Here is a 25,657-nt window from a genome sequence, read left to right as displayed (position 1 = left end):
GGTGCGCAGGCGGCATTCGGTGGCGAGTCGGGTCAGGCGCGTGGCTACTTGCAGCGATTGCAGGTAGTACAGAACTGGTCGGCTCTGAGCCAGGATTGCATGATGCTTCGGCGAGAGGTAATCGACAGTCTGCAGGGTTTCGACGAGAAGAATCATTCGCAGGGGCTGGGGGATGTAGACCTGTGCCTGCGCGCTGCTGCCCAGGGTTACCTGATGGTCTGGACCCCTTACGCGCAATTGCAGCAAGCTGCCGTCAGCATAATGGCGCAAGCGAATGATGATGGTCGGCGCAGCGTGCGCGAAGATGAGCAGTATCGCTTCTGTGAACGTTGGCTGTCGGCACTGGTGCGCGACCCTGCGTATAACGTCAACCTCAGCCTGTTGTCTGCGGACTTCAGCCTTACACCCACCTTGCGGGGCTCATGGAACCCGCTGATTTCACGGGTGGTTCCGAGCGTGTTAGGGTTGCCGATCAACGACTCGGCGATTGGTCATTATCGCGTTACCGAACCTTTGTTGCAGCTTGAGCAGGCTGGACTGATTACGGGCTTTTCCAGCTACGAATCGATGAGTACGGCGCAGTTGGCGCGAATGGCCCCCGATGTTGTCGTGGTGCAGTTACGTCACAATCGTGAGTCGGTTCAGGAAATCGAACGGATTGCGCGTTTCAGCAATGCCCGGCGGGTATTCGAAATCGACGATTATGTGATCAGTACCCCGGTCAAGAATACCCACGGCAGGAACAAGCCAGCGGATATCGAGCAGCACTTGCGAGAAGCCATCGGGCTGTGTGATCGGCTGGTGGTCACGACCGAGGCCCTGGGTAATGCGCTCAGCGGCATGCACCGAGACATCCGGGTGGTACCGAACATGCTTGCACCGCACCTGTGGTCGAACCTGCCCAGGAGCCGCCGCGGGGTATCTTCCAAACCTCGTGTGGGTTGGGGGGGCGGGACCAGCCACAGTGGTGACCTGGAGATCATCGCCGAGGTAGTGCGTGAACTTGCCGACGAAGTGGAGTGGGTATTCTTCGGTATGTGTCCGCAGGCATTGCGCCCCTTCATTCATGAATACCACCCGGGCGTATCGCTCCAGGCGTATCCGGCCAAGCTTGCCAGCCTCAACCTCGACTTGGCCCTGGCGCCGCTGGAATTCCATATCTTCAACGACTGCAAGAGCAATCTACGCCTGCTCGAATACGGCGCTTGTGGCTACCCGACCGTATGTTCGGATACCGCTGCATACCGCGGTAACCTGCCATGCAGCCGCGTTTACAGCAACAGCACTCAGGAGTGGCTCGAAGTAATCCGAACCCACCTCAATGACCCGGCTGCCAGCTATCGAATGGGTGACGCGCTGCGAGAGCAGGTCATGCGTGATTTCATTCTGCAGGGCGAGAACCTGCGGCACTGGCAGCGGGGTTGGCTTGCGGACTGACTAACGTGGTGTTACGCAATCGGGCTGCTTATGCAGCCCGATTGCGTTATGTCAGCTGTAAGGCAACCGCACAGTTGACTTGGCTCAATCATGGGCGTGGCACTTGCCGCCGTGTGGCATTGTCGGCTGCTCGTTGGCAGATATCTTGCTTTGTCCCCCGCAACGCCAAGCCAAGGTGGTGATTTTTTGACTGCGGCGCATCGGCATTGCAGGAACTAGGAGAAATCTTGAACGACTCTCGACGTATCAAGGGTAGGAACGTCGTCATCGATTACGACGCCACCCGCGCATTTTTCGAATCACGCGGGCAGCGTGAGTATTCCAATGTGCTCAGTGCGACCATGTACCAGGATCATGACGCCAAGCTGGTCGAACAACGCGATCTGGCCGAAAAAGCCGCGGTCGTGGGCATCCTGGACCTAGGCAATACCCATCGGGTGCTCGACGTGGGTTGCGGTGTCGGTCGCTGGGCCTGGTTGCTTGCGCAGCGGTGTGAAGGCTTGCAGTACCTTGGTCTGGACTTCTCCGCGAGTCTGATCGAAAAAGCCCGAGCCGAAAGCGCCATCCGGCAATTAGAAAATGTGCACTTCCAAGTCATGTCGGCAACCGATATCCAGCCGCAGGCAATGCTGTTGCAAGGGGCTTTCGACCTGGCGCTGATCTCTGGCCTGCTGATTTACCTCAACGACAACGATTGCGTGAAGGTCCTGCGCGACACCGCACAACTGTGCAAGCCGGGGGGCGCGCTGTACCTGCGTGAACCTGTGGGCGTGGCCGAGCGCTTCACGCTTGACCGCTTCTACTCCGAAGAGCTGTCTGACGAGTATTCGGCGATCTACCGCACGGTGGACGAATTGCATGCCTTGATGGCAACGGCTTTCGCAGGTATCGGAATGACGGTCGAGCGCGAACAGTTACTTTTCCCGCAAGATCTGGAAAAGCGGACCGAGACGCGCCAGTACTTTTTCGTATTGCGACGTGACGAGGGGGCGGTATGAACACGGCTTATTGTTTTGACCTCGATGGCACGCTCACGCGCCAGGAGCTATTGCCGCTGATCGCGTCCTCGGTCGGCCTGGAGGACGAAATCAGTGCGCTGACGCAAGCCACCATCGAAGGCCTGTTACCGTTCGACAAGTCGTTCAAGCTGCGCGTCAGGCTGCTACGCGATGCACGGCTGGACTGGATTCACGAGGCCTTGGAGCGTGATGTTGAATTTGACGAGGCCATCCTGGAGTTCATTGCCGCCCATCCTGATCAATCCTTCGTGGTTACGGGCAACCTCGATCTTTGGGTGCGGCCCGTGCTGGACAAGCTCGGCATCCGCAGTTTCACCTCGCTGGCTCGGCTGGATGAACAAGGGCAGTTGGATGGCGTGGAGCGCATCCTGCACAAGGGTGACGCCGTAAACAGCCTACGCTCTCGCTTCGAGCGTATCGTCGCCGTGGGCGAGGGGATGAACGATGTCGCCATGTTCGAGGCAGCCGACTGGCGTATCGCATTTGGCGGCGTGCATGCGCCAAACAAGGAGCTGGTGAAACTGAGTGATTTCGTTACTTACAATGGGAAGGCACTATGTCGCTTGTTAAGCACGTTGTAATCAGCGCTGCCGGCATCGGCTCGCGCCTGGGTCTCAACAAGCCGAAGTGCCTTGTCGAGGTAGCGGGTCGTTCGCTGCTGGATTGGCATCTTTCACGCTTGCAGTGGGCCGAAACGGTCTGGCTGGTAGTCGGCTTTCATGAAGAGGACGTGATCGAGCACGCCATTGCGCTGCGCCCTGACCTGATCGTGGTACGCAATCCAGATTACGCACGCACCAACACCTTGCAAAGCATCTATCGGGTTTCTCGCCACCTGCGGGAGCGTATGCTGGTGCTCGATGCAGACACGGTTATGGAGCCTGAAAGCTTCAAAGCTTTCCTGCAAGCTTCTTAACATCACGAGCAACTGATTGGGGTTTCTCCCTATACCACCAGTGACGGCGTGCGTGTACTGATGGATGAAAAAAATGCGAATGTTTCAGGGTTCACCCGCGAAACTCAGCACTCGATGGAATGGACAGGCATTGCCGTGATCAAGCCGGAAGTCATCTTCGACAGGCCCATGTACGTCTACGAAGCGCTGGAACCCTGGTTACCATTGCCTGCATTCGAACTCAAAGCGTTCGACATCGATACGGTCGAGGATCTGGATATGGCGCGTAAAGTCTTCGCGGCGGAATGGGGCAACCATGATTGATCAATCCTTCAACCGCTCCGCTCCTGGCGCAGACGAGCAGACTTGCGCCACCCCGACTGTGACGGATCTGCTGCAATGCCTTGAGTCACAGGTATTGCCAGCTTTGCCAGTTGCCGGGCATCTGTTGCAGATCGGCTGCGCGGACCCAGAGCTGACGTTGCTGCTGGCACAGCATGCCGCACAGGTGGTGGTATGCGAATGGCGAGATGAAGTACTCACAAAGGCGCGTGCCCTTGTCAGCCAGGCCGGTATCGAGCATGTGCGGTTTCATCAGGCGGACGCCCTGGCATTTACATCGGCAGAGCGCTTCGATGCGATCTGCCTGATGGGCGTGCTGGCTACGATCGATGATGACAATGACGTGGCTCGCCTGGTGTTGCATGCGCTGTCCATGCTCAAACCCGACGGCCGGATCATCCTGCAGCATGATCCGGCGGGCGTGAAGGCTGTGGGCGATGCTGCCGAGCGCTCTGCGCCCCGCTGTGTTGCGCTCGTACGGTCGCTTGGGTTGCGAGAGGTGTTCTGCCATCCCTTGCAGGGGGCTGTGCTGTATGGGTTCGCGCCGATCCTTGGGAAGCTGCAGGCACTGCCCATTGCAGGCCTGCGGGTGGCGTGCTACGGCAGCATGCCTTTCCACTTCCGCTCGTTGCGACCACTGGCAGCCTGCTTTGAAACCAGTTTACTGAGCCTTTCTATCGATGATGTCATGGCTTGGAAGCCTCAAGTCATCGTGGTTGCCGATGGTTGGTCGGTGGAATTCTGGCGTGATTACTGCGATGCGCACGGGGTGTTGTTGGTTGGCATGCGCCATGGCTCGGTTACCCGTTACGGTTTTGCCGAACCGCAGTATCGCTGTGCCGACTACATGTGTGGCAGCGTCTGGGATATCGAAGACACGCTGCTGTCCAATGTTCGCCCCCGTCATGGTTTCCTGCTGACGGGCAACGCCTGGGTCGACCAGGTCTTCCGCCTGGCCCCAAGGGCGCATGCCCAAGGTGAGCCCACCATCCTTTTCGCACCGACTTATAACCCGGAGATCAGCGCTGCGGTCTACTTTGGCGACCGCGTGGTGCCTTTGATCCGTTCGGTGTACCCGCGCGCGAAGATCATTATCAAGCCTCACCCCGCTATTGTTCAGCACGAGCACAGCTTTGTCGTCGACAAGGCGCTGTTCCGCAACCTCATGGGTACCTGGCGTGAACAGGCCGCAGCCGACCCCTTGGTGAGCCTGGTAGATGATCCCGAAGCCAGTATCGCTGACAGCTTTGCCGAGGCCGACATTCTTGTCGCCGACAGGTCGTCCCTGCTGTTCGAATTCATGGTGTTGGACCGCCCGATCCTGTTGTATTCCAGCGAAAAGCGAGTGGGCCATTGGCAGTACAACCCTGACGCGCCTGGCAACGCCTGGCGTGATATCGGCATGGAGTTCGCAGACGATACAGCGTTTCTCGAGTTGCTCAGCGATGCCCATCATTGCCATGCAGAGAATTGCCGCGCCGCTCAGCGCGAGCGGGTCCGGTATTTGTACGGCGACTTCCAGGACGGCCGCTCGGTAGAGCGGGTTGCGGCTGCCATTGCCACGGTCCCGCGGTTGCATGTGATTGTGGACGGTCGGCTCGGCCTACGTCCCGAGGTTGTAGGAGCGCTGGATGACCGCTTGGCGTTCAAACGTATCTCCGTGCTCCAGGGGGACGACAAGGGGGCTGCAACTGCATGGTTGGCGCAGCGCTGGGCGGATGCCCAGCAGGATCTGGGCTTCATGCTCGTGGACGGGGAGGCCGCTTACATTCCTGGTAGCGCCCATCAGGTCAGTGATGGCCTTGCGGCATTGGCCAGTGGTGAATGCGAGGCGCTGGTGTTGAGCGAACCGCAGGCTTTGCCGGCGCCGATGGCCAGTGCAGACAAGCAACAATGGATCAAGCAGCGCTTGCAAGCGGCGTTGGCACAGCGCCAAGGTCGTCAGGCATGGCAGTTGCTGCCGGCGCATGTCATGCACAGAGCGCTTGGGCAATTGCCCCAGTGCGTGGATGACGAGGTGTTCTCGGTCCTCTGGCAGACATTGGGGGCACATGGTGTCCACCGTGCGTGGCAAAGTGAACAGCTCAATGTGGTGCTGGGGCCTTCGCTTATTCGCGTGGTGGGTGCGCGGCAAGCGCAGTATTTGGCAGGCCCGCAGGCTTCGCTGCAGCTTCAGCCTGCCGTGCTCGGGCACGCACGTCAGCCAACCGGCGTGGAGGTGCTCCTGTGTTGTGCGGCCGGGCAACAGTACGATGTCTTCCCTTTTACCACCGAGCTTTGGATCAACGGCCACCTGCAGTGTGAACTGCATTTCAGCGATACGCGTGCCCAGCGAGTGCTCTTGCCATACCGGCCAGACGAGCAGGGTACCACCACGGTTGAGCTGCGCAGCGCTGGTTCATTCCCGGGCATGCCCGGGCTTGCTGGCCCTTTGTCATTGTATCTGGCATTCGTCGATCCGCAGCCTGTCACAGGCCCATCGCAAGCCCATATCCATCAGATTTTCTATTCCGAAGAAACTCGAGCGATGCTCGAGCCTGGGTTTACTCCTTTCGACAATACCGGGCAGCGTCCCGATTGGGCCGAATACTGGCCGATGCGTACACTGCTGCTCGATAAGCAGCTGGACGAGAACGCGTTCTACGGCGTGTTGTCGCCCAGGTTCAAGCAGAAAACCGGCCTCAATGCCCAGCAGGTGCTTGAGTTTTGTAGCTCGGCACCTGCAGAAGCCGATGTGCTGCTGTTTCCGATGTTCTTCGATGAAAGTGCCCTGTACGAGAATGTCTTCATTCAGGGGCTCATCTATCACCCGAATATCTGGCCAGCATTTGTCGAGATGGCCCGTAGGCTTGCACCAGGCGTCGATATCGAAACTCTGGTAATGGATGCCCGGCACTCCCAGTTCTGCAACTATTTCATTGCTAAGCCGCGCTTCTGGCGCCACTGGCTAAGCCAGGCCGAAAGCATTTTCCAGGCCGCCGAGCAGGCACGCGACGCCCGGTCGCCGTCGCCCTACGGCGCTGCCTTGAATGCGCCAACCTATCATCGCGGCACTGCTGGCTACGAGAGCAAGGTCTTCGTAATGGAGCGCTTGTTGCCGTTGATTCTGGCCACGCAGGGCCAGTGGAAGGTACACGCCTATGATCATTTGAAATTGCCGGTGATGCGCCACCCAATCAATGCCGACTTCATTGAACTCAACGAGCTGAAAGTGCGGATGCGCAGCGCTGACAGCCCAGAGCTGCGTGCGGCCTATGTACAAATGCGCGACCAGATCCTGCGGCAGAAGGCTCTTGAGAAGAACCCGGAGGGTGCAGGCCTGGTAAGGCCAGTTGCAGAGACGATTCGCATCGCCATGGCGCAATACCCGCGTCTGCCAGTGCCGACCGATGTCAGCACATGGCTAGCCGAGCGTGTTCCCAGTTCCGCCCAACAACGCCTGATAAAGGCGCGCCTTGAGGATAAAGTCGCCCCCCTTATCGGTGTAGTGGTGATTGATCGTGCCGGAGATGCTGATGCACTGGCGGCAACGTTGGAGAGCTTCACGCCCGATCGTCATCTTTATGCTGGTGTGAAGATCGTCGTGTTACGCCCGGGTGAGCCCCAGGAGCCGACTGCGGCCGAGGGAAAACTGCGCTTCATGCAGCTTGAGGATGATCAATTGCCTGTCATCCAGCGGGCAGTAGCCGAGGCCGGCTGCAACTGGTTCATGCTGGTTGAGGCCGGTACCACCTTTACTGCCAGTGGCTTGTTGATCGCTGCCCTCGATCTGCTCGACACACAAGGGCTTCGCGCTGTATATGGCGATGAGGTGGTGCAAGGGGACGGCGACGAGCTTGGTCTCGCGCTGCGCCCGGACCTGAATTTGGACATGCTCTTGAGCCTGCCGGCGGTGTTTGCGAGCCACTGGCTGTACAACAGCGACGCATGGCTGGCAGCCGGTGGTTTCCGTAGCGATGCAGGCGAGGCTTATGAGCTGGATTACATCCTGCGACTGATCGAAGACAAAGGTTTGGAGGGCTTGGGGCATATCAGCGAGCCTCTGCTGGTGCGTCGGCCACCTTTGCTGCAGAACTGTGCGGATACCCAGCGGGCTGTCGGCCGGCATCTGCAGGCGCGGGGTTATACGCAAGCGCGGGTTGACTCGCGGCTGCCTGGCCAACTGGATGTGCATTACGGCGCCGAACAAGCGCTGGTCAGTATTCTACTGTCCACCCAGGGTGGTTTTGCCCGGGCGCGACGCTGCATGGAAAGCATACTCGAAAAAACGCTTTACCCGGCCTTCGAAGTGCTGTTACTGGATCACGGTAACGACGAGCCAAGTTTGCAGACCTGGCTGGCGGGTGTCGAAGGCCTTGGAACGCAGACCGTTCGGGTGCTGCGGCTGCCCCATGGGCTGTCGTTGGCCCAGGCGCGCAACCAGGCTGCATTGAGCGCGCGTGGCGAATATTTGCTCTGGCTGGATGCCGGGGTCGCGGTGCTGGAAGACGATTGGCTGCGTCGGTTGGTCAACCACGCGTTCCGCCAAGAAGTGGGGGCTGTGGGGGCCAAGCTGGTCGGTGCAGACTTCACCGTTCGCCAAGGCGGGCTGATTCTTGGTCTCAACGGCCCGGTGGGCCAGATTTTCATGGGTCAGCCGTTGCATGCCGGTGGCTATATGCAGCGGTTGCAGGTGGACCAGAACGCCGCTGCGGTCAGTGGTAAATGCCTGATGATCCGCAAAAGCAGATTCCTCGACGAAGGTGGGTTCGATGCGCGCGCCGAGTTGGCTCCTTGGGCCGATGTCGACCTGTGCCTGCGCCTCCAGGCCTCGGGATACCTCAATGTGTGGGCGCCCAGCGTTGCTTTGCTCATCAGCGATGCAGATGAGCCGGTGGCCACTGCAGAGCAGGAGGAGGCCATGTACGACCGCTGGCTGCCAGTGCTGGCCCGCGACCCGGGGTACAACACCAATTTCTCCCTGAGCGCTGGCGAGGACTTTTCCATCGCCCCGGCCAACCTGAACTGGAACCCGCTGTCGTCCTGGTCGCCCATTCCGACCGTCCTGGCCGAAGTGCACCATGATCAGCACGCTGCTCAGCCTCGCTGCGCGGAGTCTCTGGCGGTGCTAGGCCGTGCTGGGCTGATCCGGAGCGTCCCAGTGGACACGCCGTTGTCACTCGCAGAACTGGAACGCTTGGCGCCGGACAGTATCGTGCTTCACGCTCCGGTCAATCAGGAGCAGGCAGACCGCATGCGTCGCCTCCGGCTGTTGTCGAGAGCATTCAAGATCATCGACCTGGATGACTGTCTGCGTCCAAGCGAGACCAACTGGCAGTGCGCACTGTCTCACGCCGACCGCCTAGTTGTTTCCAGCGAAGCTCTGGCGCAGGCATTTGGGTCGCTGCATGAGCGTATCGTCATGCTGCCTAACCGGCTCGACCCATTGGCCTGGGGGGGTGTGGCCAGCCATCGCGGTGCCGCTGAAAAGCCAAGGGTCGGCTGGTCTGTTGTTGGCAGCACTGTCGAAGACCTGCAATTGATAGCCCCAATGGTTCAGGCATTGGCGGGTGATGTGCACTGGATCTTCATCGGTGCATGCCCGCAAGCACTCCGCCCCTACGTGCATGAATACCATGCCGTCTCGCCGGGGGCGGACTACCCTGCGCAGTTGGCCGGGTTGAGCCTGGATCTTGCGTTGTTGCCGCTGCTGGATAACCGTGTCAACGCCTGTAAGAGCAATTTGCTGCTGCTGCAGTATGGCGCTTGTGGTATCCCAGTCGTCTGCAGCGATGTGCTGCTCGACAGCGCTGGGCTACCCGTGACGCGGGTGAAGAACAGTGAAGCGGCCTGGCGTGAGGCTGTCGGCGCGTACCTGGCCGACCCTGTAGCCTCTGCGCAAGTGGGGGATTTGCTGCGAGCCACTGTTCAGCGCGACTGGATGCTGGACGGCGAGAGCCTGCAGCGCTGGCGTGAGGCCTGGTTGCCCGATTGATCCACGGGCTTTAGCGCGCTGGGGAATGAGTTGGCCCGCCCTGCAAGGGGGTGGGCCTGACCAGCCGCTGGGCGGTGTCGCGTTGACTCATTTATTCCAACGGTGACTTGGCAGTCGAAACGTGCATCTCTAATCTATTGAGCCAGCGAGAAGCTGCAACAGCGTCCAGTGCTTGTCCCTGGGCGGTAGCTTCTATGCCGCACATTTTTGCCATTTCCATCGGGAAGCCACAATGATTGGCATTAAAAGCATCGCCAGTTACGTACCTGTCGAAGGTGTCGACAACTACGCTCAGGGCGCGAAATTCGGCAAAGACCAGGATTTCATCTTCGGTAAGATTGGTTCGACCTTCTTGCCGCGCAAGGCCGACGGCCAGGAAACTTCAGACCTGTGCGTCGAGGCTGCAAAAAATTTGTTCGCCATCAACCCAGCGCTTGACCCAGCTTCGATCGATGCCGTGATCGTGGTGACCCAGAACGGTGACGCTGAGGGCTTGCCGCACACCGCTGCAATCGTCCAGCACAAGCTTGGCTTGCCGACACATGTCGCGGCCTTCGATATCTCTCTCGGATGCTCGGGTTACGTCTATGGCATTTATGCACTGAAAGGCTTCATGGAGGCTGCTGGTCTGAAGAACGGCTTGCTCATTACTGCCGATCCGTACTCCAAAATCGTCGATCCCGAGGATCGCAATACCACCATGCTGTTCGGCGATGCCGCCACGGCAACCTGGATGGGCGAAGATGCCTACTGGCAACTGGGCAAAGCGCTGTTCGGCAGTGATGGCGCGGGTGCCGAGCACCTGCGTACCACTGATGGCAAGTTTTTCATGAACGGCCGACAAGTCTACAACTTTGCACTGATCAAGGTGCCTGCCCACCTGCACCAATTGCTCGAGGCCAATCACCTGCAGGCCGGCGATATCGATCTGTATTGCTTGCATCAGGGTAGTGCGGCGATTGTCGACGCCGTGTCGCACCGGTTCAACGAGGGTGCGCAGCGCGAATGTTTCGTCAAGGACATGGTCGAGACGGGCAATACGGTATCGTCGAGTATCCCACTTCTACTTGAAAAGCATGTGATCGGCTCACAGCACAAACGTGTGGCGTTGAGCGGTTTTGGTGTGGGGTTGTCCTGGGGTTCGGCCATTCTTGAACGTCGTGGCTGAGCCTATGTGCTTAAGGAAACGCCGCCGCATTCCGGCGGCGTTTTTGTGTGCGCCAGGCGAGACGGGGTGCGTCCAGTGCGACTCAGTTGCCCTCGGCGTGGCCTGGATTCAGGCCTGCCTGGCGGCGCTTGAATAATGGCGCCAAATCATTGATTTCAATGGGCTGGCAGGATGCCAGCAATTTTTTTTGAAAAACCGCTAAAGAAACGCGCTCTGACGAAGATAACTATTACGAAGGTTCTCTGTGCCACACCCGGCGAATTGCCAAGGCCGGAAGCCGTAGTACCCAATCCAACGAGGAATTCGTCATGGCTTTGACTGTTAACACCAACACCACCTCTCTGGGCATTCAGAAAAACCTGAATCGTGCTTCCGACGCGCTGAGCACCTCGATGACCCGTCTGTCCTCCGGTCTGAAAATCAACAGTGCCAAAGACGACGCCGCCGGCCTGCAGATCGCTACCCGCATGACCTCGCAGATCCGTGGCCAGACCATGGCGATCAAAAATGCCAACGACGGTATCTCCATCGCCCAGACCGCTGAAGGCGCGATGCAAGAGCAGACCAACATCCTGCAGCGTATGCGTGAACTGGCCGTTCAGTCTCGAAACGACTCGAACAGCGAGGAAGACCGTAATGCGCTGAACAAAGAGTTCGCGGCCATGTCCGACGAACTGACCCGTATCGCCAACAGCACCCAGCTCAACGGCAAAAACCTGCTGGACGGTACCGCTGGCACCATGACCTTCCAGGTAGGCTCCAACACTGGTACTTCGAACCAGATCACCATCACTCTGGCTTCGGGCTTCGATGCTGCCACCCTGAGCGTAGGTTCGGGTACCATCGCCATCAGCGGTACTTCGGCTAACATCGAAGCTAACTTCAGCGCTGCGGTGACCGCCATTGACGCCGCCCTGCAGAGCATCAACAGCTCGCGTGCCGACCTGGGTGCCGCTCAGAACCGTCTGACCAGCACCATCAACAACCTGCAGAACATCAACGAAAACGCCGAAGCTGCTCGTGGCCGTGTACAGGATACCGACTTCGCCGCAGAAACCGCCCAGTTGACCAAGCAGCAAACTCTGCAGCAGGCCTCCACTTCGGTTCTGGCCCAGGCCAACCAGCTGCCATCGGCAGTACTGAAACTGCTGGGTTAATCTTTCCGGTAGTGTTCGGCGGAGCGGCGCGATTCACGTGCTTCTCCGCTTTTTCGTTACGAGGTGCTGGCAATGGATATGAGCGTCAAGTTGAATCTGTCGTACCCGGCCGTTCGCCCGGTGGAGCAGGTTGCAGATCGGTCGGCGTTCCGGTCCGTCGAAGCGACTCTGAAGGGCGACGATATCGAACCTGACGGAATCAAGCCTGCGACTGATGTCGAAAAGGTCAAAAGCGCAGTTTCTGAAATTGAAAAATTCATGACGTCGACCCGACGTAATCTGGAGTTCTCCATGGATGAGGAATCCGGCAAAATCGTGGTCAAGGTCATTGCAAGTGAAACAGGTGAAGTCATTCGTCAATTGCCTTCCGAGGAGGCCTTGCGAATTGCCAGCAGCCTGAGTGATGTCAATAGTCTTCTGTTCGATGCCAAGGTCTGACTGGCCACTGGCGTCGAAGTGGTGAGGGTCGGATCCGCAGGAGTGGCTCTGACGTAAAGAAGAGGGAAAAGAGCATGGCAACGATTACGCCTAGTACGGGCCTAGGTTCTGGTCTGAACATCACCGAGATCGTAACCGCCCTTGTGCAGGCAGACACAGCCGCCAAGCAGGCGCAGATTACTCGGCAGACGAGCAACAACACTGCTTACATCTCTGGGGTTGGCGCGCTGCGTAGTGCCCTCACTGCCTTCACCACGGCCATGAGCAAGCTCAATGACAAGACCGCGCCGTCCTTTAACGCTTACGCGGCTACCTCAGCCAGTGAAACCGTGGTCAAGGCTACCGCCAGCAACACAGCAGTAGCCGGTACTTATAACGTAGAGGTGAAGAACCTCGCCACCAGTTCAAAGGTGGCAAGCCAGTCATTTAGCGGAGGAGCGAGCACCGCCATTCCCGCTGGTGAATTGAGCATCAGCCAGAACGGCAAGACCTACAAGCTTACAGTAGGTGATGGTGCGACACTGCAGACGGTGCGTGACCAGATCAACAAAGAGTTCGGGGGCGACGGCCTGTCGGCGAACATTGTCTCTGGCAAGGATGGTGCGCGTCTGGTACTTGGCTCGACAACAACCGGGGCGGGGAGTGATATTTCTGTCAGCGGTATTGCTGAGTTGGAAATTGATGGCACCCAATCGATGGCGGACAATGGCGCGGGTTACATCGACTCGGTCGCCAAAGACGCGTTGATCAAGATCGATGGCCTGGAGGTTTCCAGTGCATCGAATACAGTCAAGGATGCCGTCAGTGGCCTTACGCTCGAGCTGACCGGCAAAAGTGCTGAGAACGTGACCACTCGCGTGACGGTTGCCGGCAACAATGACGGCCTGAAGACCTCTGTTCAAAGCTTCGTTGACGCTTATAACACCCTGCAGAAAGCCATCACTTCGCTCACCAGCACCAGTCAAGATGAGGATGGCAATACCATTCTGGGGTCTTTGACCAATGACCCGACCACTCGCTCCCTGCTGGCGGACATCCGGGGTGTGCTGTCTGAGGTTGGTAGCGGCGACCGTTTGACCACGCTGGGGCAGTTGGGTATCAACACTCAAAAAGACGGTACCCTGGAGTTCAACAGCACCAAGTTTACTGCTGCTCTGAACGATAAGAAGCTTGGCCCTGAGATCCAGGAGTTGTTCACCGGTACCGATGGTGTCTTCGAGCGGATGAAGAAAGCTATCGATCCCTATAATGCCACGGATGGTAGCCTAGCCAGTCGTAAATCCAGCCTGGACAAGATTGCCAAAAACCTAGGCGACCAACAAGCCGCCTTGGACCGTCGCACAGAGTCCTTGACTGAATCGCTGACCAAGAAATACGTCGCCCTCGACACCGCCCTGGGCAAGATGAAAGCCCAGGCCGACCAGATCACCTCGATCTTCGAGGCGATCAACGCCCAGGCCAAGAAGTCCTGACCGCCTGAGTCTGCCAAAAGCCCGGCGGCGTCCTGTGGATGCCCGGGCTTTTCGCTTTTCCGCTAAAGTTTTTTGACGGCCCGGCGATACACAGGATACAAGCAATCTTTTTCGCTGCAACGAGGTAGATCCATGAACCCGATGTTGGCCCTTCGGCAATACCAGAAAGTCAATGGCGTGGCGCAGACTTCCGTCGCCAGCCCACATCGATTGGTACAAATGCTGATGCAAGGTGGGCTCGATCGCCTAGCGCAAGCCAAGGGCGCCATAGCGCGCAAGGATGTAGCCCAAAAAGGCATCCTCATTGGCAAGGCTATCGACATCATCGGCGGCCTGCGTGAAGGGCTGGATCTTGAAAACCATGCTGACACCCTGGCTGACCTGGATAACCTCTACACCTACATGAGCCGTCGCTTGATCGAGGCGAACGTGAAAAGTGATCCGGCGATCATCGATGAAGTGGCGCGTCTGCTGATTACCGTCAAGGAAGGCTGGGACGCGATCGGCGACGAGTCGACAGCTTCCTGAATCAGGAGAAAGACATGAGCGAGGTGATCGAACGTATCGAACACACCCGGGACGCCTTGCTGGCGGCGTTGGCGGATCGGGACTGGAGTGCGGTCGGCGAACTGGACCTCGAGTGCCGGTTGTGTGTTGATGATGTGCTTGCCGAGGCTCGTGAAAACGAGGCCCAGATACGGGGGAGCCTGGAGCAGCTACTGGCCGTTTACCGGCAGCTAATCGAGGTTGCAAGTGGCGAACGTCAATCCTTGGTTGAAGAAATGACGAAAATCCGTCAGGCGAAAAACGCCGCGAAGGTATACCATCTCTTCTCGTAACCACGGACGTTGCAAACAAACCGAGCGCCATTAATTTGACTGGCACAGGTTTTTTGACTTAACTAGTGGCTGTTTTCGAATTCCAGACGTCCGAACACTGACCATTCAGTCGGAATGATGTCGAGCATGCCCCTTGCAGGGTGCCGATATGACTAGGGAAGTTGCTATTGCATGTGGCGTGAAACCAAGATCCTGCTGATCGATGACGACAGCGCGCGCCGCCGCGACCTCGCGGTGGTGCTGAACTTTCTCGGCGAAGAGAACCTCGCGTGCGCCAGCCACGACTGGCAGCAGGCGGTGGAGCCTTTGGCCTCGAGCCGTGAAGTGCTGTGCGTGCTTATCGGCGCTGTAAACGCCCCCGGCAATGTGCTTGGGTTGCTTAAGACAGTGGCTGCATGGGATGAGTTCCTTCCAGTTTTGCTTTTAGGTGAAATTTCTTCCGCGGAGTTCCCGGAAGACCTTCGCCGCCGCGTGCTTTCCAACCTGGAAATGCCGCCCAGCTACAGCCAGTTGCTGGATTCGCTGCACCGTGCCCAGGTCTACCGCGAAATGTATGACCAGGCGCGTGAGCGCGGCCGCCAGCGTGAGCCCAACCTATTCCGCAGCCTGGTGGGCACCAGCCGGGCCATCCAGCATGTGCGGCAGATGATGCAGCAGGTGGCCGATACCGACGCCAGTGTGCTGATCCTGGGTGAGTCGGGTACCGGCAAAGAGGTGGTCGCACGCAACCTGCACTACCACTCCAAGCGCCGCGAAGCGCCGTTCGTACCGGTCAACTGCGGCGCGATCCCCGCCGAGTTGCTGGAAAGCGAACTGTTCGGCCACGAGAAGGGCGCCTTCACCGGGGCGATCACCAGCCGTGCCGGGCGTTTCGAGCTGGCCAACGGCGGCACCCTGTTCCTCGACGAAATCGGCGACATGCCGTTGCCGATGCAGGTCAAGCTGCTGCGCGTGCTGCAGGAGCGCACCTTCGAGCGCGTGGGCAGCAACAAGACCCAGAGCATTGATGTGCGCATCATTGCCGCTACGCACAAGAACCTCGAGAACATGATCGAGGACGGCACCTTCCGCGAAGACCTGTACTACCGGCTGAACGTGTTCCCCATCGAGATGGCGCCGCTGCGCGAGCGGGTGGAAGACATTCCGCTGCTGATGAACGAGCTGATCTCGCGCATGGAGCACGAGAAACGCGGTTCCATCCGCTTCAATTCCGCCTCGATCATGTCGTTGTGCCGCCATGGCTGGCCGGGCAACGTTCGGGAGCTGGCCAACCTCGTTGAGCGCATGGCCATCATGCACCCTTACGGGGTGATCGGCGTTTCCGAGCTGCCGAAGAAATTCCGCTATGTCGATGATGAAGACGAGCAGATGGTCGATAGCCTGCGCACCGACCTGGAAGAGCGTGTGGCGATCAATGGCCATACGCCTAACTTCAGCAACCCGGCGATGCTGCCCCCTGAAGGCCTGGACCTCAAGGATTACCTGGGGAGCCTGGAACAGGGGTTGATCCAGCAGGCGCTGGACGATGCCAACGGGATAGTGGCGCGGGCGGCTGAACGGCTGCGTATTCGCCGGACCACCTTGGTCGAGAAAATGCGCAAGTATGGAATGAGCCGCCAGGGCGGTGAGGAGCAGGCAGAGGATTGAAGCCTGGCGGTCGCCTGCACTGGCCTCTTCGCGGGCTTGCCCGCTCCCACAGGGCCAGCGCTGAATTCGAGCCATGCACTGAACCTGTGGGAGCGGGCAAGCCCGCGAAGAGGCCGGTACAGGTTGCAGCAAAACCCTATCCCCGGCACGGCTATTGCTACACCGCTGGCACCACACCGTTTTTATGACGGTCAGCCACGCGAGAGAGCACGATGCCCCAGGCCGCCAAACTATCCCGAGCCCCCGGTCAGCAGGGGCATACCCCGGTCGAGCAGGACAGCCGCCAGGGTATCGAGCACACCTTCGCCCTGTTCAATCAGGTGTCCAGCCAGCTGAGCCAGTCCTACAGCCTGCTCGAAGCCCGGGTGAGCGAGCTGAAGGGCGAACTGGCGGTGGTCAGCGCCCAGCGCATCGACGAACTGAGTGAAAAGGAACGCCTGGCCAACCGCCTGCAGAACCTGCTGGACCTGCTGCCTGGCGGGGTGATCGTGATCGATGGCCAAGGCCTTGTGCGTGAAGCCAACCCGGCCGCCTGCCAACTGCTCGGCGAGCCGTTGCTCGGCCAGCTGTGGCGCCAGGTGATTGCCCGCAGCTTTGCACCGCGCAAGGATGACGGCCATGAAGTCTCGCTACGCGACGGCCGCCGTCTGTCCATCGCCACCCGTTCCCTGGACGCCGAGCCTGGCCAGTTGGTGCTGCTCAACGACCTGACTGAAACCCGACGCTTGCAGGACCAGTTGGCGCGCCATGAGCGCCTGTCGGCGCTGGGGCGCATGGTCGCCTCGCTGGCACATCAGATCCGTACCCCCTTGTCGGCAGCCATGCTCTACGCCAGCCATCTGGCCGACAGCGCGCACGAGCTTGATGCCGAAACCCGCCAGCGCTTTGCCGCAACCCTGAAAGAGCGCCTGCACGAACTGGAACACCAGGTGCGCGACATGCTGGTATTCGCCCGTGGCGAGCTGCCGCTGGGCGATCGGCTCACCCCCAAGGCCCTGTTCCAGGCCTTGCAGCAGGCCGCCCAGGCCCATGTGCAGGGGCACGCCGTGCGCTGGCAGTGCGACAGCCACCTGGGTGAGCTGCTCTGCAATCGGGACACCCTGGTGGGGGCGTTGCTCAACCTGATCGAGAATGCCTTGCAGGCCAGCGAAGGCCCGGCGCAGTTGAAAGTGCACCTGTACCGCCGCCAGCGCACCCTGCACCTGTGCGTGAGTGATGCCGGCAGCGGTATCGACGCCAGCTTGTTGGCGCGCCTGGGTGAGCCGTTTCTGACCACCAAGGCCACCGGCACCGGCCTGGGGCTGGCGGTGGTCAAGGCGGTGGTGCGGGCGCACCAGGGTAGCCTGAGCCTGCGCTCCAAGGTCGGTCGCGGCACCTGTGTGCGGGTCGAGCTGCCGTTGATCGACGGGCAGTCGGCGGAGGGCGTGTAATGGCGATCAAGGTGCTGCTGGTCGAGGATGACCGCGTATTGCGCCAGGCCCTGGGTGACACGCTGGCAATCGGCGGCTTTGCCTACCGCGCGGTGGGCAGTGCCGAGGAAGCGCTGGAGGCCGTGCACCATGACGCCTTCAGCCTGGTGGTGAGCGATGTGAACATGCCCGGCATGGATGGCCACCAGTTGCTCGCGCAGTTGCGCCGCCAGCAACCACAGTTGCCGGTGTTGTTGATGACCGCGCATGCAGCGGTCGAGCGTGCGGTGGAGGCCATGCGCCAAGGGGCTGCCGATTACCTGGTCAAACCGTTCGAGCCCAAGGCGCTGCTCAGCCTGGTCGAGCGGCATGCGGCCGGCCGGGTCACGGGCGAAGAGGGGCCGGTGGCCTGCGAGCCGGCTAGCCGCCAGCTTCTGGAGCTGGCGGCGCGCGTGGCGCGCAGCGATTCCACCGTGCTGATTTCCGGCGAGTCTGGTACCGGCAAGGAAGTGCTGGCGCGCTACATTCACCAGCAATCCCCGCGGGCGGCCCAGCCCTTTGTGGCGATCAACTGTGCGGCGATCCCTGACAACATGCTCGAAGCCACCTTGTTCGGGCACGAAAAGGGCGCCTTTACCGGTGCCATTGCTTCCCAGCCCGGCAAGTTCGAGCAGGCCGAGGGCGGCACCTTGCTGCTCGACGAAATTTCGGAAATGCCCATGGCACTGCAGGCCAAGCTGTTGCGGGTGCTGCAGGAGCGCGAGGTAGAGCGGGTAGGCGGGCGCAAGCCGGTCAGTCTCGACATTCGGGTATTGGCCACCACCAACCGCGACCTGGCTGGCGAGGTGGCCGCGGGGCGTTTCCGTGAAGACCTGTATTACCGGCTTTCGGTCTTCCCCCTGGCCTGGCGCCCGCTGCGCGAGCGCCCTGGCGACATTCTGCAACTGGCCGAGCGCCTGCTGGCGCGGCATGTGGCGAAGATGAAGCATGCCCCGGTGCGCTTGTCGGCGCAGGCACAGGCCTGTTTGCAAGGTTACGCCTGGCCGGGCAATGTCCGTGAACTGGACAACGCCCTGCAGCGGGCGCTGATTCTGCAGCAGGGCGGGGTGATCGAAGTGGCGGATTTCTGTCTGGCAGGCGCCATTCCCTTGTCAGCTGGCAATGAGCCATTACCCGCGGTCGCCGCTGAAGCCAGCGGCCTGGGGGATGACATGCGCCGCCACGAGTACCAGATGATCATCGATACCCTGCGCGCCGAGCGTGGCCGCCGCAAGGAAGCCGCCGAACGGCTCGGCATCAGCCCGCGCACCCTGCGCTACAAACTGGCGCAGATGCGCGATGCCGGGTTTGACGTCGAGGCCAGCTTGTTCGGCTGACAGGCCCAGTTCCAACGCGCGACGCGGCCTGTGTGGGAGCGGGCGCGCCCGCGAAGAATCCAACGCGCTGCATGGCACCGGCTGCGCCGGTGTTCGCGGGCTCGCCCGCTCCCACAGGGGTGTGATGTTGCCTGAACGATAGAGGCTGGCACCTTTGTTGCTTTACGTAGGCTATTCGCTGCATGGGTGTCAAAAAAATGCGGCCGCAGGAGAGAGAAGGGTCATGAGCCAAGGTGTTGAATTCAATCGTCTGATGCTGGATATGCGCGCCATGCAGGCCGACGCCATGTCGCTGCCCAAGGTCACCGCTGCCCCCGAGCTGGCGCCCGGTCAAAGCACCTTTGCCGACATGCTCGGCCAGGCCATTGGCAAGGTGCATGAAACCCAGCAAGCCTCGACCCAGTTGGCCAACGCCTTCGAAATCGGCAAGAGCGGCGTCGACCTCACCGACGTGATGATCGCTTCGCAAAAGGCCAGCGTGTCGATGCAGGCCATGACCCAGGTACGCAACAAGCTGGTCCAGGCGTACCAGGACATCATGCAGATGCCGGTTTGAGGACGGATGTAACCCATGGCTGAAGCAGTCGTCGATAACGCCCCCGCCAAGGCTGGTTCGCCAGCGGCCAAGCCGCCGCTGTTCGGCATGGCGTTTCTGGAAAACATCGCGCAGATGCCCATGCTGCGGCAGGTCGGCCTCATGGTCGGCCTGGCGGCCAGCGTGGCGATCGGCTTTGCCGTGGTGCTGTGGTCGCAGCAACCCGATTACCGTCCGCTGTACGGCAGCTTGTCGGGCATGGACACCAAGCAGGTCATGGACACCCTGGCTGCGGCCGACATTCCGTACAACGTCGAACCCAATTCTGGCGCCTTGCTGGTCAAGTCCGATGACCTCGCCCGTGCACGCCTGAAGCTGGCCGCGGCGGGCGTGGCGCCAAGTGACGGCAACGTGGGCTTCGAACTGCTCGACAAGGAGCAGGGCCTGGGCACCAGCCAGTTCATGGAGGCTACCCGCTACCGCCGCAGCCTGGAAGGCGAGCTGGCGCGCACCGTGTCGAGCCTGAACAACGTCAAGGCCGCCCGCGTTCACCTGGCCATTCCGAAAAGCTCGGTGTTCGTGCGCGACGAACGCAAACCCAGCGCTTCGGTACTGGTCGAGTTGTACCCAGGCCGCGCCCTGGAGCCCGGGCAGGTGATGGCTATCGTCAACCTGGTCGCCACCAGCGTGCCGGAGCTGGACAAGTCACAGGTCACCGTGGTGGACCAGAAGGGCAACCTGCTGTCCGAGCAGATCCAGGATTCTGCGCTGACCCAGGCTGGCAAGCAGTTCGACTACAGCCGCCGGGTGGAAAGCATGCTCACCCAGCGTGTGCACAACATTTTGCAGCCGGTGCTGGGCAACGACCGTTACAAGGCCGAAGTGTCCGCCGACCTGGACTTCAGCGCGGTCGAGTCCACTTCCGAGCAGTTCAACCCCGACCAGCCAGCGCTGCGCAGCGAGCAGTCGGTTGATGAGCAACGTGCCAGCAGCCAAGGCCCGCAGGGCGTGCCTGGGGCACTGAGCAACCAGCCGCCCGGTGCGGCCACGGCACCGCAGACCACCGGTGGCGCCGCCACCCCGGCAGCGGCCATTCAGCCTGGGCAACCGCTGGTCGATGCCAATGGCCAGCAGATCATGGACCCGGCCACCGGCCAGCCGATGCTCGCGCCGTACCCGTCGGACAAGCGGCAGCAAAGCACGAAGAACTTCGAGCTGGACCGCTCGATCAGCCACACCCGCCAGCAACAAGGGCGCATGACCCGTCTGTCGGTGGCCGTGGTGGTCGACGACCAGGTCAAGATCGACCCGGCGACCGGTGACACCACCCGTGCCCCGTGGGGCAGCGAAGACCTGGCGCGCTTCACCCGCCTGGTGCAGGACGCCGTTGGTTTCGATGCCAGCCGTGGCGACAGCGTGACGGTGATCAACGTGCCGTTCGCGGCCGACCGTGGCGAGGAAATTGCCGACATCGCCTTTTACCAGCAGCCGTGGTTCTGGGATATCGTCAAGCAGGTGTTGGGCGTAGTGTTCATCCTGGTGCTGGTATTCGGTGTACTGCGGCCGGTGTTGAACAACATTACAGGGGGCGGCAAGCAAGCTGCCCCGGATAGCGACATGGAGCTGGGCGGCATGATGGGTCTGGATGGCGAACTGGCCAACGACCGCGTCAGCCTGGGTGGCCCGACAAGCATTCTGCTGCCTAGCCCAAGCGAGGGTTACGAGGCACAGCTCAACGCAATCAAAGGCCTGGTGGCCGAAGACCCGGGCCGTGTTGCCCAGGTCGTGAAAGAGTGGATCAACGCCGATGAGTGATAACCGAGCCGTTACCGCCAAGCTGAGCCGCGTGGACAAGGCGGCGATCCTGTTGCTCTCGCTGGGTGAAACCGATGCGGCGCAGGTGCTCCGGCACATGGGCCCCAAGGAGGTACAGCGGGTAGGTGTGGCCATGGCGCAGATGGGCAATGTGCACCGTGACCAGGTCGAGCAGGTGATGAGCGAGTTCGTCGACATTGTCGGCGACCAGACCAGCCTGGGCGTGGGCTCCGATGCCTATATCCGCAAGATGCTCAACCAGGCGCTGGGCGAGGACAAGGCCAACGGCCTGGTCGACCGCATCCTGCTGGGTGGCAACACCAGTGGCCTGGACAGCCTGAAGTGGATGGAGCCGCGCGCCGTGGCCGATGTGATCCGCTACGAGCACCCGCAGATCCAGGCCATCGTGGTCGCCTACCTCGACCCCGACCAGGCCGGCGAGGTACTGAGCAACTTCGACCACAAGGTGCGCCTGGACATCGTGCTGCGCGTGTCGTCGCTCAACACTGTGCAGCCAGCGGCCTTGAAGGAATTGAACCAGATTCTGGAGAAGCAGTTCTCGGGCAACTCCAACGCCGCGCGCACCACCCTGGGTGGCATCAAGCGCGCCGCCGACATCATGAACTTCCTCGACAGCTCCGTGGAAGGCGCGTTGATGGATGCGATCCGCGAGATCGACAGCGACCTGTCGGAGCAGATCGAAGACCTGATGTTCGTCTTCAACAACCTGGCCGATGTCGACGACCGCGGTATCCAGGCGCTGCTGCGCGAGGTGTCGTCGGACGTGCTGGTGGTATCGCTCAAGGGTGCCGACGAGCGCGTCAAGGACAAGATCTTCAAGAACATGTCCAAGCGTGCCTCGGAGCTGCTACGCGACGACCTGGAGGCCAAGGGCCCGGTGCGGGTCAGCGATGTGGAAACGGCGCAAAAGGAAATCCTCACCATTGCCCGGCGCATGGCCGAAGCCGGCGAGATCGTGCTTGGCGGCAAAGGCGCCGAGGAAATGATTTAAGCGGCAAGCTACAAGCGGCAAGTTTGAAGAAACAGCAGCCCTTGCGCAGCCTGCTTTTTCTTCAAACTTGCCGCTTGAAGCTTGCCGCTATGACCCACAGGCATTACCAATGTCCACCAAAGAACACCACCCCAGCGACCTGATCCGTGCCCGCGACCTCGAGGGCGTGGATGTATGGGCGTTGCCCAGTTTCGACCCGCAACCCGAGCCCCAACCTGAGCCAGAACCCGAGGTGGTCGAGGACGAAATCGAGGAAGTGCCGCTGGAAGAAGTCCAGCCACTGACCCTGGAAGAGCTCGAAGCCATACGCCAGGAAGCCTACAACGAGGGCTTCGCCACCGGTGAGCGCGAGGGCTTCCATAGCACCCAGCTGAAGGTGCGCCAGGAGGCCGAAGAGGCGCTCAAGGCCAAGCTCGACAGCCTTGAGCGGCTGATGAGCAACCTGATGGCGCCGATTGCCGAGCAAGACACGCAGATCGAAAAGCAGCTGGTGCATCTGGTCGCGCACATGACCCGCCAGGTGATCGGCCGTGAGCTGCGCACCGACTCCAGCCAGATCACCCAGGTGTTGCGCGAGGCACTCAAGCTGCTGCCCATGGGCGCGGACAACATTCGTATTCACCTCAACCCGCAGGATTTCGAGCTGGCCAAGGCCCTGCGCGAACGGCACGAGGAAAACTGGCGGCTATTCGAAGACAGCGCCTTGTTACCGGGGGGGTGCCGCATCGAAACCGCGCACAGCCGCATCGACGCGAGCATGGAAACGCGTACCGAAAAGGCCGTGGCGCAGTTGTTCGACCAGTTGCACGACCATTCCCTGCACCCGGCTCAACCCGACCTGGCGATAGACCTGGATGCGCGGGTCGAGCCTGCCGTGGACAACCCTGATGCGCCTTGAACGCACCAGTTTCAGCAAGCGCCTGGGCAGTTACGCCGAGGCCATTGCGCTGCCCGCCCAGCCCATCGTCGAAGGCCGCCTGCTGCGCATGGTCGGCCTTACCCTGGAGGCCGAAGGTCTGCGTGCCGCCGTTGGTAGCCGCTGCCTGGTGATCAACGACGACAGTTATCACCCGGTGCAGGTCGAGGCCGAGGTCATGGGCTTTGCCGGGTCCAAGGTGTTCCTCATGCCGGTGGGCAGCATAGTCGGCATTGCCCCGGGCGCACGCGTGGTGCCGCTGGATGATGGCGGCCGCTTGCCCATGGGCATGAGCATGCTCGGCCGGGTGCTGGACGGTGCGGGCCGCGCGCTGGATGGCAAGGGCGGAATGAAAGCCGAGGATTGGGTGCCGATGGACGGCCCGGTGATCAACCCGCTCAACCGCGACCCGATCAGCAAACCGCTGGATGTGGGTATTCGCAGCATCAACGGCCTGCTGACCGTCGGCCGGGGTCAGCGCCTGGGCCTGTTTGCCGGTACTGGCGTGGGTAAATCGGTATTGCTGGGCATGATGACCCGCTTCACCGAAGCGGAAATCATCGTGGTCGGCCTGATTGGCGAGCGGGGCCGCGAGGTCAAGGAATTCATCGAGCACATTCTCGGTGAGGAGGGCCTCAAGCGCTCCGTGGTGGTCGCCTCGCCGGCCGACGATGCCCCCCTGATGCGCCTGCGCGCCGCCATGTACTGCACGCGCATTGCCGAGTACTTCCGCGATAAAGGCAAGAATGTGCTGTTGCTGATGGATTCGCTGACCCGTTTTGCCCAGGCCCAGCGGGAAATTGCCCTGGCCATTGGCGAGCCGCCGGCCACGCGGGGTTATCCGCCGTCGGTGTTTGCCAAGCTGCCCAAGCTGGTGGAGCGGGCGGGTAATGGCTTGCCGGGCGGAGGGTCGATCACCGCGTTCTATACCGTGCTGTCCGAAGGTGACGATCAGCAAGACCCCATCGCGGATTCGGCGCGTGGTGTGCTTGACGGGCACTTCGTGCTGTCGCGGCGCCTTGCGGAGGAAGGCCATTACCCGGCCATCGATATCGAAGCCTCGATCAGCCGGGTGATGCCGCAGGTGGTGGATGCCGACCACTTGCGCCAGGCGCAGAAATTCAAGCAGCTGTGGTCGCGCTTGTCGCAAAGCCGCGACCTGATCAGCGTGGGTGCCTATGTGGCGGGCGGCGATCCGGAGACTGACCTGGCGATTGCCCTGCAGTCGAAGCTGGTGGGCTTCTTGCGCCAGGGCCTGCGTGAAAACGTGGGTATGGCGCAGAGCCGTGAAGAGCTGGGGGCGATCTTCACGCCCCCGGCCGGCTGATAGGCCATGGCCCTCCCTGGGCGCGCCGCGCGCCTGGCGCCGGTGGTGGACATGGCCGAAGAGGCCGAGCGCAAGGCCGCCCAGCGGCTGGGCCATTTCCAGCAGCAAGTTGCCGTCGCCCAGGCCAAGCTGGCCGAACTGGAGCGGTTTCGCGAAGACTACCAGCAGCAGTGGATCAACCGCGGTGGGCAGGGGGTCAATGGCAACTGGCTGGTGAACTACCAGCGCTTCCTTGGCCAGTTGGAAACGGCGATGACCCAGCAGCGGCAGAGCCTGGTCTGGCACCAGAACAACCTCGACAATGCCCGTGGCACGTGGCAGCAGGCCTACGCCCGGGTGGAGGGGCTGCGCAAGCTGGTGCAGCGTTACCTGGACGAGGCCCGCCGCGCCGAGGACAAGCGTGAGCAGCGCCTGCTGGACGAGTTGTCCCAGCGCCTGCCGCGGCAAGATCAGTTCTGAATCCGTAGCGTCGCGTTGTGGAGCGGCCTGTGGGCGCCGTGTTCTTGCCGCCCGTGCCATCGCCTGCTAAACCTTCAACAAGCTGTACCCGCCATCATCGAAGGAACGCTCGCATGGCAGTAGAAACTGATTTCACGCAGGCCGGGAAAACGCTGACGATCAAGATCAAAGGACGCTTCGATTTCAGCATGCTTCAGGCATTTCGCGGCGCTTATGAGCGCCAACCAGGTGGGCACGATCGCGTGGTTGTCGATCTGAAAGACACGACCCACCTCGACAGTTCGGCCCTGGGCATGCTGTTGCTGCTGCGCGACCATGCGGGCGAAACGGTCGAGGTGGAAGTGATGAATCCCAGCTCCGATGTGCGCAAGATTCTCGCCATCTCCAATTTCGAAAAACTCTTCAAGATCAGCTGAGCGC

22 protein-coding genes are annotated in these 25,657 nt (G+C 60.9%); all 22 read left to right on the top strand.

Translation table 11 applies throughout. The features are described 5' to 3' along the window. The coding region (locus APH30_RS00540) for a glycosyltransferase (protein ID WP_156326347.1) at window positions 1-1,437 on the top strand (1,437 nt) is incomplete at its 5' end. A 227-nt stretch (window positions 1,438-1,664) separates the two neighbouring features. Beyond that, a complete protein-coding gene (locus APH30_RS00535) occupies window positions 1,665-2,435 on the top strand; it encodes a class I SAM-dependent methyltransferase (RefSeq protein ID WP_054911396.1) in 771 nt (256 codons plus the stop codon). Next, on the top strand, window positions 2,432-3,037 hold the full coding sequence (locus APH30_RS00530; protein ID WP_054911395.1) for an HAD-IB family phosphatase: 606 nt from the start codon (window positions 2,432-2,434) through the stop codon (window positions 3,035-3,037). The genes APH30_RS00535 and APH30_RS00530 overlap by 4 nt, the downstream gene beginning before the upstream one ends. Beyond that, on the top strand, window positions 3,013-3,372 hold the full coding sequence (locus APH30_RS29375; RefSeq protein ID WP_256221923.1) for an NTP transferase domain-containing protein: 360 nt from the start codon (window positions 3,013-3,015) through the stop codon (window positions 3,370-3,372). Before APH30_RS00530 ends, APH30_RS29375 begins: the two co-directional genes overlap by 25 nt. Before the next feature lie 48 nt (window positions 3,373-3,420). After that, window positions 3,421-3,675: a hypothetical protein gene (locus APH30_RS29370; protein WP_256221922.1), complete on the top strand. Its 255-nt coding sequence runs from the start codon at window positions 3,421-3,423 to the stop codon at window positions 3,673-3,675. After that, complete coding sequence (locus tag APH30_RS00520; RefSeq protein ID WP_082416088.1) at window positions 3,668-9,667, top strand: glycosyltransferase; 6,000 nt, start codon at window positions 3,668-3,670, stop codon at window positions 9,665-9,667. Before APH30_RS29370 ends, APH30_RS00520 begins: the two co-directional genes overlap by 8 nt. A gap of 232 nt (window positions 9,668-9,899) precedes the next feature. Beyond that, a complete protein-coding gene (locus APH30_RS00515; RefSeq protein ID WP_054911393.1) occupies window positions 9,900-10,835 on the top strand; it encodes a ketoacyl-ACP synthase III in 936 nt (311 codons plus the stop codon). A 308-nt stretch (window positions 10,836-11,143) separates the two neighbouring features. Then, the gene (locus APH30_RS00510; RefSeq protein WP_054911392.1) at window positions 11,144-11,992 is read left to right on the top strand and encodes a flagellin domain-containing protein; all 849 of its coding nucleotides are present in this window, start codon (window positions 11,144-11,146) and stop codon (window positions 11,990-11,992) included. 72 nt (window positions 11,993-12,064) lie between these two features. Further along, entirely contained in the window at window positions 12,065-12,430 is a 366-nt protein-coding gene (locus tag APH30_RS00505; RefSeq protein WP_054911391.1) for a flagellar protein FlaG, read from the top strand. A gap of 74 nt (window positions 12,431-12,504) precedes the next feature. Further along, complete coding sequence (gene fliD, locus APH30_RS00500; RefSeq protein WP_054911390.1) at window positions 12,505-13,902, top strand: flagellar filament capping protein FliD; 1,398 nt, start codon at window positions 12,505-12,507, stop codon at window positions 13,900-13,902. 132 nt (window positions 13,903-14,034) lie between these two features. Beyond that, complete coding sequence (fliS, locus tag APH30_RS00495) at window positions 14,035-14,430, top strand: flagellar export chaperone FliS (RefSeq protein ID WP_054911389.1); 396 nt, start codon at window positions 14,035-14,037, stop codon at window positions 14,428-14,430. A 14-nt stretch (window positions 14,431-14,444) separates the two neighbouring features. Next, entirely contained in the window at window positions 14,445-14,741 is a 297-nt protein-coding gene (fliT, locus tag APH30_RS00490) for a flagellar protein FliT (RefSeq protein WP_054911388.1), read from the top strand. Window positions 14,742-14,912: 171 nt separating this feature from the next. After that, a complete protein-coding gene (fleQ, locus tag APH30_RS00485; protein WP_054911387.1) occupies window positions 14,913-16,388 on the top strand; it encodes a transcriptional regulator FleQ in 1,476 nt (491 codons plus the stop codon). 212 nt (window positions 16,389-16,600) lie between these two features. Continuing rightward, a complete protein-coding gene (locus tag APH30_RS00480; protein ID WP_054911386.1) occupies window positions 16,601-17,818 on the top strand; it encodes a PAS domain-containing sensor histidine kinase in 1,218 nt (405 codons plus the stop codon). Beyond that, window positions 17,818-19,173, top strand: a complete 1,356-nt coding sequence (locus APH30_RS00475; protein WP_054911385.1) for a sigma-54 dependent transcriptional regulator — start codon at window positions 17,818-17,820, stop codon at window positions 19,171-19,173. The genes APH30_RS00480 and APH30_RS00475 overlap by 1 nt, the downstream gene beginning before the upstream one ends. Window positions 19,174-19,396: 223 nt before the next feature. Further along, complete coding sequence (gene fliE / locus APH30_RS00470) at window positions 19,397-19,729, top strand: flagellar hook-basal body complex protein FliE (RefSeq protein ID WP_003254438.1); 333 nt, start codon at window positions 19,397-19,399, stop codon at window positions 19,727-19,729. A 15-nt stretch (window positions 19,730-19,744) separates the two neighbouring features. Then, the gene (fliF, locus tag APH30_RS00465; RefSeq protein ID WP_054904678.1) at window positions 19,745-21,523 is read left to right on the top strand and encodes a flagellar basal-body MS-ring/collar protein FliF; all 1,779 of its coding nucleotides are present in this window, start codon (window positions 19,745-19,747) and stop codon (window positions 21,521-21,523) included. Next, a complete protein-coding gene (fliG, locus tag APH30_RS00460; RefSeq protein WP_003254434.1) occupies window positions 21,516-22,535 on the top strand; it encodes a flagellar motor switch protein FliG in 1,020 nt (339 codons plus the stop codon). The genes fliF and fliG overlap by 8 nt, the downstream gene beginning before the upstream one ends. 109 nt (window positions 22,536-22,644) lie before the next feature. After that, window positions 22,645-23,433, top strand: coding sequence for a flagellar assembly protein FliH (gene fliH, locus APH30_RS00455; RefSeq protein ID WP_054911384.1), 789 nt, complete (start codon window positions 22,645-22,647; stop codon window positions 23,431-23,433). After that, window positions 23,423-24,778: a flagellar protein export ATPase FliI gene (fliI, locus tag APH30_RS00450; RefSeq protein ID WP_054904676.1), complete on the top strand. Its 1,356-nt coding sequence runs from the start codon at window positions 23,423-23,425 to the stop codon at window positions 24,776-24,778. The genes fliH and fliI overlap by 11 nt, the downstream gene beginning before the upstream one ends. 6 nt (window positions 24,779-24,784) lie before the next feature. Beyond that, complete coding sequence (gene fliJ, locus APH30_RS00445; RefSeq protein WP_054911383.1) at window positions 24,785-25,237, top strand: flagellar export protein FliJ; 453 nt, start codon at window positions 24,785-24,787, stop codon at window positions 25,235-25,237. Window positions 25,238-25,350: 113 nt separating this feature from the next. After that, a complete protein-coding gene (locus APH30_RS00440) occupies window positions 25,351-25,653 on the top strand; it encodes an STAS domain-containing protein (protein WP_054911382.1) in 303 nt (100 codons plus the stop codon). Window positions 25,654-25,657: the final 4 nt, after the last annotated feature.

Source organism: Pseudomonas sp. NBRC 111127 (assembly GCF_001320345.1).
Lineage (GTDB): Bacteria > Pseudomonadota > Gammaproteobacteria > Pseudomonadales > Pseudomonadaceae > Aquipseudomonas > Aquipseudomonas juntendi.
This window is presented reverse-complemented; position numbering and strand designations above follow the sequence as displayed.

Excerpts from the sequence above, each read along its gene's own strand:
- APH30_RS00530 (WP_054911395.1), top strand. The coding sequence starts at position 2,432 with ATGAACACGGCTTATTGTTTTGACCTCGATGGCACGCTCACGCGCCAG.
- APH30_RS29375 (WP_256221923.1), top strand. The coding sequence starts at position 3,013 with ATGTCGCTTGTTAAGCACGTTGTAATCAGCGCTGCCGGCATCGGCTCG.
- APH30_RS00520 (WP_082416088.1), top strand. The coding sequence starts at position 3,668 with ATGATTGATCAATCCTTCAACCGCTCCGCTCCTGGCGCAGACGAGCAG.
- APH30_RS00515 (WP_054911393.1), top strand. The coding sequence starts at position 9,900 with ATGATTGGCATTAAAAGCATCGCCAGTTACGTACCTGTCGAAGGTGTC.
- APH30_RS00510 (WP_054911392.1), top strand. The coding sequence starts at position 11,144 with ATGGCTTTGACTGTTAACACCAACACCACCTCTCTGGGCATTCAGAAA.
- APH30_RS00505 (WP_054911391.1), top strand. The coding sequence starts at position 12,065 with ATGGATATGAGCGTCAAGTTGAATCTGTCGTACCCGGCCGTTCGCCCG.
- fliD (WP_054911390.1), top strand. The coding sequence starts at position 12,505 with ATGGCAACGATTACGCCTAGTACGGGCCTAGGTTCTGGTCTGAACATC.
- fliS (WP_054911389.1), top strand. The coding sequence starts at position 14,035 with ATGAACCCGATGTTGGCCCTTCGGCAATACCAGAAAGTCAATGGCGTG.
- fliT (WP_054911388.1), top strand. The coding sequence starts at position 14,445 with ATGAGCGAGGTGATCGAACGTATCGAACACACCCGGGACGCCTTGCTG.
- fleQ (WP_054911387.1), top strand. The coding sequence starts at position 14,913 with ATGTGGCGTGAAACCAAGATCCTGCTGATCGATGACGACAGCGCGCGC.
- APH30_RS00480 (WP_054911386.1), top strand. The coding sequence starts at position 16,601 with ATGCCCCAGGCCGCCAAACTATCCCGAGCCCCCGGTCAGCAGGGGCAT.
- APH30_RS00475 (WP_054911385.1), top strand. The coding sequence starts at position 17,818 with ATGGCGATCAAGGTGCTGCTGGTCGAGGATGACCGCGTATTGCGCCAG.
- fliE (WP_003254438.1), top strand. The coding sequence starts at position 19,397 with ATGAGCCAAGGTGTTGAATTCAATCGTCTGATGCTGGATATGCGCGCC.
- fliF (WP_054904678.1), top strand. The coding sequence starts at position 19,745 with ATGGCTGAAGCAGTCGTCGATAACGCCCCCGCCAAGGCTGGTTCGCCA.
- fliG (WP_003254434.1), top strand. The coding sequence starts at position 21,516 with ATGAGTGATAACCGAGCCGTTACCGCCAAGCTGAGCCGCGTGGACAAG.
- fliH (WP_054911384.1), top strand. The coding sequence starts at position 22,645 with ATGTCCACCAAAGAACACCACCCCAGCGACCTGATCCGTGCCCGCGAC.
- fliI (WP_054904676.1), top strand. The coding sequence starts at position 23,423 with ATGCGCCTTGAACGCACCAGTTTCAGCAAGCGCCTGGGCAGTTACGCC.
- fliJ (WP_054911383.1), top strand. The coding sequence starts at position 24,785 with ATGGCCCTCCCTGGGCGCGCCGCGCGCCTGGCGCCGGTGGTGGACATG.
- APH30_RS00440 (WP_054911382.1), top strand. The coding sequence starts at position 25,351 with ATGGCAGTAGAAACTGATTTCACGCAGGCCGGGAAAACGCTGACGATC.